Source organism: Streptomyces sp. ATLC9 (genome assembly GCF_057196705.1).
In genome coordinates, this window is record NZ_JBXUOY010000228.1 from 1 (window position 1) to 8382 (window position 8382).

The following is an 8382-nucleotide window of genomic DNA, read 5'->3' on the forward strand; positions in this document are numbered from 1 at the left end:
CGCAGCCGAACGTGCGCGACAGCTCGGCTGCCTGCGCATCGGTCGGGTAGAAGCGGTACTTGAAAGCCCGCTTCACGTGGGTGGTCTTCACGGCTCACATATTACCCCATCAGTTTGTGACGGAGTGCGGGCAGTCGCGGGTGGACGCCGGTCCGCCCTGGCGGCGAACCGGCGTTCCCTGCCCTGCTCCGCAGGAGCTTCGTTTCCTCCCCGCCCTAAAGGACGGGGCATCCACGAAGGAGAGCCCCGATGACTCAATCCTCACATGGAATCGAGTCTCTACCTGACACGGGGCGGTTCACCGGCAGCCGGGGTAGCCCTCGCTTGCGGTGCTTCGACTACGTACGTTCAGGAGCGTGGTTCCGGGATGCCCGGTGTGGTCCCCGAGCTGCCAGGGCTCTCCATTCCCATGCCCCAACCCATGAAGGTCGCGCTGAACAGGACCACGGTGATGGCCGTGAGCGTCCACCTGGTGGCCGCACTCTGCTTGGTGAACCAGGCCGTCCCGGTGGCTACAGCGAGCATTGCATAGCCGGCCAGCGGAGCCAGGAGCATGACAAGCAGCGAAGCTCCTAAGGCGCCGATGAGAAACCCTCTGGACGAGGCGCCAGGCTGGGCTGCGGTCCGAGCAGTCATCGGTCTTCCTTCAGAGGTCAGAGCTTCGTGTAGTAGTCGTAGTTGCCGTTGGCGTACGCGTCGAGGGTGATGACCGGGTAGTCCTTCTGGATGCAGATGACGCGAGGCGGGCAGTAGTGGAACGCGCCCTGGGCCCAGGTCCGGTATACCCACTTGTCGCCGTAGTAGTCCCACTGGCCGAAGTCGCGGCGTCCTTCATACGACCAGCCGAGGGCAGCCGCCCAACCGTAGACGTAGCCGGTCGTCTGGGGCGGGCTGATCGACGTCACCCGGTTGCTGCTGTAGCACCAGTCCACACGTAGGGTGAAACGCCAGATCTTGGAGTTGCTGACGTTCGAGCGCCACATCGTTATCTTGGCCCACTTGCACGCCTGGACCGAAACATCCTGCGTGCGAGCTTCCTTGAGCGCCTCAGGGTTGTCCTTGACCTCGGTGATCGACGTGGTCCTGGTCCCCACCCCTCGCTTGAAGCGCGGGTCTTCGGCCAGCTTGCGGTCGAGAGCGCTGACCCGGGCCGCGGCAAGCCTCTCGGCTTCAGCAACCACCTGCTGGCTGGAAGCGGGATGGTCGCCATTCCCCGACGACGACGCGGCTGCCGGGGCCGTGAGCGCGGTGGCCCCCATCAGCACGGCTGCCACGACCATCAAAATTCTTGCGGCTAACGATCTGGTCCCTTGCACGTAACCCTCCTCGGGTTCCTGTGGGGCGCACGGGAAACGCTCCATTGAGCACTCCCCGTGCTCGTGATGCGTGCGGGGAAAACATTCGCACGAATGAATGAATGTTCGATAAACGCAAAGGCCGGGGCTTGATCCCCTCATCCCACACCTCAAGCTCGCCGCAGCCCACACGGTCCCGACGCGACCCGAAATCACGGACGGCAGGCTGTCCCGCGCCGTGACGTTATTTCCCGTGAACAATCTCGCCGCCACTCAGCACCAAACACCTCCCGAACTCACGGAGAAATGACATCCCTTGAAGTGGACGAAGCCAGCCGCGTCGCCGGCGACGGGGATGAAGTTCGCCGCACCGCCGACGAGGTGGTAGCCCCACTTGGCGTCCCAGGAGGGATCGTCCTTGTCGGTGTCCAGAGCCTGGTACCGGGCCTCCTCCAGGAATCCGGTCGTATGGCCGGCGCGGGTACAGGGAGGCGGTCTTCCATGACGGCGGACAACGACGGCGGGGCCGGGAGCGGCGGGCCCGTGAACGGTTGGCGGGCGCGGCGCCCCCGCCAACCGTTCGGGACCACTTCCCCTCCCCCACCGCCCCGGTGACACGCACCGCGGCTACTCCTCGCAGCCCGTCTCCTCCATGCCCACCGGCAGGTACGCCTCGGCGAAGCGTTCGAGCTCCGCCCGCCAGCCGTCGGGCTCGGACACGTCGAAGCGCTCGACGGAGACGTCCAGGATGTAGTGGCCCCTCCTCTCCTGGTACGTGCACGGGTTGACCGAGAGCACCATGCCGTCCGAGACGACCGTGTCCGCGCCGAAGGACGCCTTCTTCGGGTTGACGAAACGGCTGGGATTCTCCGCCGCGAACTTCATGGCGTCGAGTTCCCCACCATCCGGGTATTCGCGGATGGTCACCTCTCTCCGTCCGTCGACGAACAGCAGGCATCTCATCGTGTCGTCCCCGATGGACCTCGTCTCCGCCTCGAACTTCTCGCCCTCCGGCAGCAACGGCCTCAGCAGCCCTGGCTCGATCTTCCTGCCGCAGATCTCCTCCGTCACCGTGTAGCCCTCCGAGCCGCCGCACGCGGACAGCGAAGCCACCAAAACAGCGGAAAGCAGCGCTCCCGCCGTCGTCCTGCGGATCTTTTCGAACTCCATCAATTGCCCGCCAGTTTGTTGGCACGGTCGTTTCCGCTGAACGCGGCGTCCCCGATCCTGTCCTGCACCAGGTAAATATTGCCCGCCCTCTCGTGATCCGGATTGACCCTGGCCCACTCCTTGGCGATGGCCTCCAGCTGGTCCTCGCGGACGGTGAAGGTCTCCGTGTTCTTTCTGCTGACCTCCTCGTCGATGCGGGCCTGTTCTTCCAACTGCCAGGCGTATGCCACCGCGTCCACACCACGCTGTACCGCGTCGCCGGCGACGGGGATGAAGTTCGCCGCACCGCCGACGAGGTGGTAGCCCCACTTGGCGTCCCAGGAGGGATCGTCCTTGTCGGTCTCCAGGGCCTGGTAGCGGGCCTCCTCCAGGAAGCCGATCGTCTGGCCGGCGCGCACCAGGGTCTCCTCCGGATCGCTGACGTCGTTGGCGTGGATATCCTGGACGATCGCCACGTTGAGTCCCTCGTTGAGGATTCCGTAAGCCTCCTGGTCGCGGGAAATCTGCTTGGAGACCTCCAGCAACTGTTTCCGGTCCAGCGGACTGCTGCTGTCGGAGAGACTGCTGGACGCCTCGTGCACGGTGTCCGAGTGGTTGGCGAGGACCTTGGCCATGTCGTCGCGGATCTCCGGCGGGAAGTCGTCGCCCGTCGCCGACAGGTACTTCAGTGAACGCTCCAGGACCGCGCCGTGCCGGTCCGTGTGCGGCACGAAGGCCGCGCTGTCGTCGTGGGGGTCGATGCCGGTGGCCGCCGCGAAGAGCGCGTCGCCGATGGCCTCGCGGGCGGCGAAGGGCGGGTCCTGCCCGATGCCGTCGGGGAAGCCCTCCCGTTCCTCGAGCACGTACCGGGCGTTGTCCTGCGGGTGCGTGGAGGTGAAGAACTCGGTGGACGCCTCGGGGTTGCGGCTGAGCGCCGTCATGAAGCCGGTCATCGGGTCCCGTCCCAGGTCGTTGTCGGCGCCGCCCGGGTTGAGGATGGTGTGCCCGGAGGTGGGGCCCTGCCAGCGGCGGCTCGGCAGGCCCATCTCCTTCTCCCGCCCGACCAGGGCGTCGCCGTAGTCGTTGAGGAAGTCCTTGTCGTATGTGCCGTGGTGCATCAGGTTGCTCATGACCTGGAAGCCGTACGGGCTGCCCTGGGTGGGGATGTCCAGTTGCCTGGGCCCGAGGTCGATGACCTCCTTCTTCCACGCCCGCATGGCGGGGCTGTCGCTGTGCGACGCCTCGGCCAGGACGACGCCGAGGTTCTCCTGCGCCTCCTTCAGCTCCTCGATCCGCTCGTCGCTGAAGGGACCGCCCTGCCGGGGGTCGTTGAGGTTCGCGTAGAACTCCAGGAAGCCCTTGCCGCCCATACCGGTCGCGAACCGCTCGGCGAAGGCCGGGTTGTCCATGTTCTCGGCCACGTGATCGTTGAACCGCTTGAGTTCGGCGTCCGTCATGGACGATCCCCTGGACGCCATCTCGAGGGCCTTCTCGGCCTCCTTGACACCCTGCTGGTCCCGGTAGTCCCGCAGGGAGGAGTAACTGTCGCCGCCGAAGTCGTACGGGTGTCCGGCGACGACGGCCCGCAGTGCGGCGGCCATCGTCTCGTCCGCCCGGCTCGCCTTGTCGACCGCCTGGCTGATCCGGTCCCGCACGGAGTCCAGGGTCTCCTGCGTGGGCCCGGGGTCGGTGTTGCCCTCGCCGCGCCGGTCGGGATGCACGGAGCGGGCGACGACCCCGTTGGGCCAGACGGTCACACCCTCCGGGGGGTTGTCGACGATCCGCTTCAGCTCGTCCCGGGCCGCCTTGATGGTGTCGTGGCCGTCCCGCAGGACGTCGCGGATGCTGGTCGCCTGGGTGACCGCGTCCTGGAACTCCTTGGCGGTCTTGTCCACGAACGTCCGCGTGACGGCGGCGTTCTCCCCCTGCCAGTCCGCCTTGTCCGACTTCGCCTTCATGTCGTTCCTGGCTTCGTCGGACAGGTTCTCCAGCTTGGCGACGGTCCTCGTCCAGTCCGTGACCGCGTCACCGAGCCTGCCCAGCCGGACGTGCAGCACGTCCTCGAACTTCGGTCCCATTCCTGCCCGCTTCCTCCTGCCGGGTCCGTCAGCGGTAGTAGTCGCTGATGCGGGACGGGTTCATCAGCTGTCCCCGGAGGTTGCGCATACCGGTCTCGATCCTCTCCTCCTCCGCTCCGTAGCTCCTGGAGGAGAAGTCCAGGTGGTTGGAGATGTGCGCGCAGGCCTCCAGCAACGTGCCGACCTGCCTCTCCCAGGTCTCCGCGACCTGGGACAGCGCGGCGCCCGAGGTGAAGTTGTCCCCGCTCAACCGGGTGCCTGCGCTCCTGCTGGCCGACACGGGATGCCTGCCGTCCGCCTTCAGGCCGGTATGCAGGCCGTGCGCGGCCCGGCCGATCAGTCCGAGGTCGTCCTGCCTGACGGTGAGGCCGCCCTGCCCACCGCCTCCACCACCACCGTCGAGTCGGTTCAACCGTGTCCGGGCGGAACGCTCCTGACCGGCCTTCGCCACCAACTGCGCCCACTCTTCGTCGAACGACACGCGCCGCTCCCCTTCCCCGCTCGGTCCACGGTCCGCTACCGGACGCTTACGCTACTGCGGGACACGAGACCGGATCCGGCCGGGTGGAGGGGCGCCGGGAAGAGAGTCGCCGGACGCCTGGTCCGGTGGTGGTACGCGCTCCCCGCGCTCCTGGGCCCGGCCGCGCTGCCGCGGCTGACCGTCCTCGCGCCCTGAGGCCGCGATACCGCCGCAGGCGGCCCGGAAGGTCCCGTACGGGTCACGATCCGCGCCCGTCTTCGCCTGCGGCGGCCGTGTGATGTGAGATGGGGGTGGAACACCCGTACGGGACGAATACGACCGGAGACGGCGAAGGGCAGACGTGGCACGAACCCAGGACATGCGCAGAATCGCACAGTCGGTGGCCCAGGGAGACGATCCGCGGGCCGTGGCCGAGGAGGAACTGCGCCGGCGACGGCGCGGCGGGGCCGGGAGCGGCGGAGGCGGTGAAGGCGGCGGGAGCGCCGAGGGCGGCGCCTCCCGCCAGGAGCCCTCCCAGCAGGACGGCATCGACCCGTCCGACTTCCCCGCCGCGCGGGAGCAGGGCGGCTCCATCGCCACCGTCATGACGCAGCAGACCGTTCCGCTGGCGGAGGCCGGGGAGGCGCTCAACCGCAGCGAGCAGCGGCGTGAGGGCGGCGGGCCGGTGCACGCCATCTGCCCGATGGTGCTGCCGCGCGGACGCTCCCTGCTGAGCATGCTCCCGGTGCTCATGCTGCTGGTGGTGGGCCTGGTGGGCTCCCTGACGGTGTCCGCGGCCGGCGGCAGCGTGCTGACCAACCCCCTGTTCGGCCTCCACTACTGGGTGCTGGCGGTGTCGGCCGTGGCGTTCGTGTGGTGGCGGCAGGGCATGGTGATGGTGCCGGACGGCTGCCAGGCGCTGATCACCCGCTTCGGGAAGCTGGAGCAGGTGGTCGGTCCCGGCCGGGTGATCCTGCTGAACCCGTGGAAGCGGGTGTCGTACATCCTCAACACCACCCGCGAGTACCCGTTCAACGCGCCGGTGCGCGAGGCCCCCACCCGCAGCGGGGTGAAGGCGTCGATCGACCTGTTCATCCAGTTCCGGATCGCCGACCCGGTGGAGTTCGTCTACACCCTCGGCGCGGTCCGCGGCTTCGAGGAGAAGCTGAGCAACGCGGTCAGCGAGACCATCCGCAGCCTGATCTACGAGCAGGAGGCCGCCGGCATCTACGACATGGTCGGCGAGGACACCGGCCGGCTCCTGGAGCAGCTCAACCAGCAGTTCCAGCCGGCGGTGGAGCTGACCAACGCCAACATCACGCACGCCGAGCCCTCCGACCGCAACTACCGCATGGACCTGGCCGCCCCGGAGATGGTGCGGGTCGCCAAGGAGGCGTACACCCACGAGTACGCGCTCCAGCTCCGCAAGGAGCAGGACGAGGGCGACCTGACCAGGGAACTGGCCGGCCTGCAGGAGACGTTCTCCGCGATCCAGGCGGAGATCGCCCAGTACCAGGCCCAGATGGACACCGCCGTGGAGCGGGAGACCAACCGGGCCCAGGCGCTGGCCCGGCAGCGCTATGTGCAGGCCGAGTCGGAGGCGAAGGCCAACGCCGCGCTGCTGGAGGCGCAGGCCCTGGACATCCGCGCGGTGACCGCCGCCGAGGCCCCGGAGATCCTGGAGTACCGCTACCGGCAGCAGATGCTCGACACCCTGGAGCAGGTGGCCGACCACCTGCCGCAGCTGGTGCGGGTCGGCGGCGCGGAGGAGTCCGACGGCACGGCCGGGGTCGACTTCCTTCGGCTGGCCCGGGAGATGATCGGCGAACACGGCACGGAGCTGTTCACGGACGACGATATGGCCGCCGTCCGCGCCCGGCTGCGGGAGGTCTCCGAGCGCATCGAACGGCGTCAGGAGGAGATCCGCGCCCTGCTGGCGGAGGAGCGGCCGACCGTACCGGCCGGGAGCGCGGCGGTTTCCGCCGGCGCGGAAGCCGCGGTCCCGCAAGCGCCCGGCGGGGAGCCCGGAGCGCCCGGAGCAACTGAAACGCCTGAAGCGCCCGGAGGAGCGCCCGCGACACCCGCGGCGTCCGACGACGACACCGAGGAGGCCGCGCAGTGAGCGCCGTGTCCACCGCCCGCAGGTCGGTCATCTCAGAGGCCGTCGCCCCCTGGAGCGAGATCGCCCAGCTGCTGCGCGGCGGCGAGGCGGGCACCCTGGTCCCGGTCATCATCCCCCGCCACCGCCGCCGGCTGTGGTGGCTGCTGCCACTGTGGCTGGGGGTGTTCGCGCTGCTGAGCGGCGTACTGCTGAGCGCGGGCGGCTCCGAGGGGCTGACCGGCGCCACCCGTGACTGGCTGGCCGCGCTCTCCTACGTCGTGGGCGTCCTCGCCCTGCTGGTCGGGGGGCTGTGGTGGTGGCGCTCCTCGATCGTGGAGATCGAGCAGGGCACCAACGGGGTCCTGACCCGCTACGGCGCGGTCACCCGCACCCTGGACCCCGGCCGCCACTACCTGTGGCACCCGTGGTCGCGGGTGGAGTTCGTGGTGGACACCGCCACAGAGATCCCCTACTCGGCCCCGGTGATGGCCTGCCCGACCCAGGAGAACGTGCCGCTGCGGTCGATCGAGTTCTTCCTGAAGTTCCGCATCACCGACGCGGTGCTGTTCGTGCGGACCATCGGCGCGGGCAACTTCGACCTGGTGCTCTCCAGCGCGGTGCAGGACGCCATCCGGCAGCGGGCGCGCCAGATGCGCACCGAGCGGGCCTACGACCTGCGCGGTTCGGACGTGGCCGACATGCAGGAGCTGCTCAACCGCCAGCTCTCCCGCTACGGGGTGCGCATCACCGGCTGCAACATCCCCGACGTGCAGCTCCCGGCCCAGTACCAGCAGCACCTGGCCACCCGCGAGCGGGTGGCCAAGGAGCGCGCCGCGTACGACCAGGAGTGGGGCCTGACCCGCAAGCGCCGCATCGACAGCCTCCAGATGGACATCGAGCGGGCGAAGAAGGTGCGCGACGCGCGCATCGTCGAGGTGAAGGCCGCCCTGAACCGGGCGCGCGAGGAGGTGGCCCAGCTCCTGGAGGAGCAGGAGACCAACGCGCAGCGGGTGCGGTTCGAGATCGAGACCCGCGGGCGCAGCGGTCTGATCGCCGCCGAGAACGAGGCACGCGCCCAGCGCCGGCTGGCCCAGGCGTACCGCGACAACCGGGCGGTCCTGCAGTACGAGCTGGCCCGCCGCCGTCTGGAGGTCGGAGCGGCCCTGGCCGGCAGCGCGCCGCGGCCGGTCGTGGTGCGCACCGACGGCGCCGGCGGCGGTGACACCTCGGCGCTGTCCACGCTGTTGACGGCCCAGCTGCTGCCGCGGCTGGCGGCCCCGCCGCCGGTGCGGTCGGCGC

General features: G+C 69.2%; 8 protein-coding genes. 2 read left to right on the top strand and 6 right to left on the bottom strand.

Annotated elements, in window-relative coordinates; genetic code table 11:
* From AC2CJA_RS20540 to AC2CJA_RS20565, 6 genes are all read right to left on the bottom strand, one after another.
* A partial coding sequence (locus tag AC2CJA_RS20540; protein ID WP_484602524.1) for a helix-turn-helix domain-containing protein occupies nt 1–91 on the bottom strand: 91 nt, incomplete at its 3' end.
* A 257-nt stretch (nt 92–348) separates the two neighbouring features.
* The gene (locus AC2CJA_RS20545; RefSeq protein WP_484604151.1) at nt 349–555 is read right to left on the bottom strand and encodes a hypothetical protein; all 207 of its coding nucleotides are present in this window, start codon (nt 553–555) and stop codon (nt 349–351) included.
* Nucleotides 556–653: 98 nt separating this feature from the next.
* A complete protein-coding gene (locus tag AC2CJA_RS20550; RefSeq protein ID WP_484604152.1) occupies nt 654–1274 on the bottom strand; it encodes a hypothetical protein in 621 nt (206 codons plus the stop codon).
* Nucleotides 1275–1922: 648 nt separating this feature from the next.
* Complete coding sequence (locus tag AC2CJA_RS20555) at nt 1923–2408, bottom strand: hypothetical protein (protein WP_484604153.1); 486 nt, start codon at nt 2406–2408, stop codon at nt 1923–1925.
* A gap of 56 nt (nt 2409–2464) precedes the next feature.
* Nucleotides 2465–4522, bottom strand: coding sequence for a hypothetical protein (locus AC2CJA_RS20560; protein ID WP_484604154.1), 2058 nt, complete (start codon nt 4520–4522; stop codon nt 2465–2467).
* A gap of 28 nt (nt 4523–4550) precedes the next feature.
* Complete coding sequence (locus AC2CJA_RS20565) at nt 4551–5003, bottom strand: hypothetical protein (protein ID WP_484604155.1); 453 nt, start codon at nt 5001–5003, stop codon at nt 4551–4553.
* Nucleotides 5004–5361: 358 nt separating this feature from the next.
* On the opposite strand from AC2CJA_RS20565, the gene AC2CJA_RS20570 reads away from it, so the two are divergent.
* Both AC2CJA_RS20570 and AC2CJA_RS20575 read left to right on the top strand, forming a co-directional pair.
* Nucleotides 5362–7104 carry an SPFH domain-containing protein gene (locus AC2CJA_RS20570; RefSeq protein WP_484604156.1) on the top strand — a complete coding sequence of 581 codons (1743 nt, stop codon included), beginning with the start codon at nt 5362–5364 and terminating at the stop codon, nt 7102–7104.
* On the top strand, nt 7101–8382 hold a 1282-nt coding region (locus AC2CJA_RS20575; protein ID WP_484604157.1), incomplete at its 3' end, for an SPFH domain-containing protein. The genes AC2CJA_RS20570 and AC2CJA_RS20575, both read left to right, overlap by 4 nt.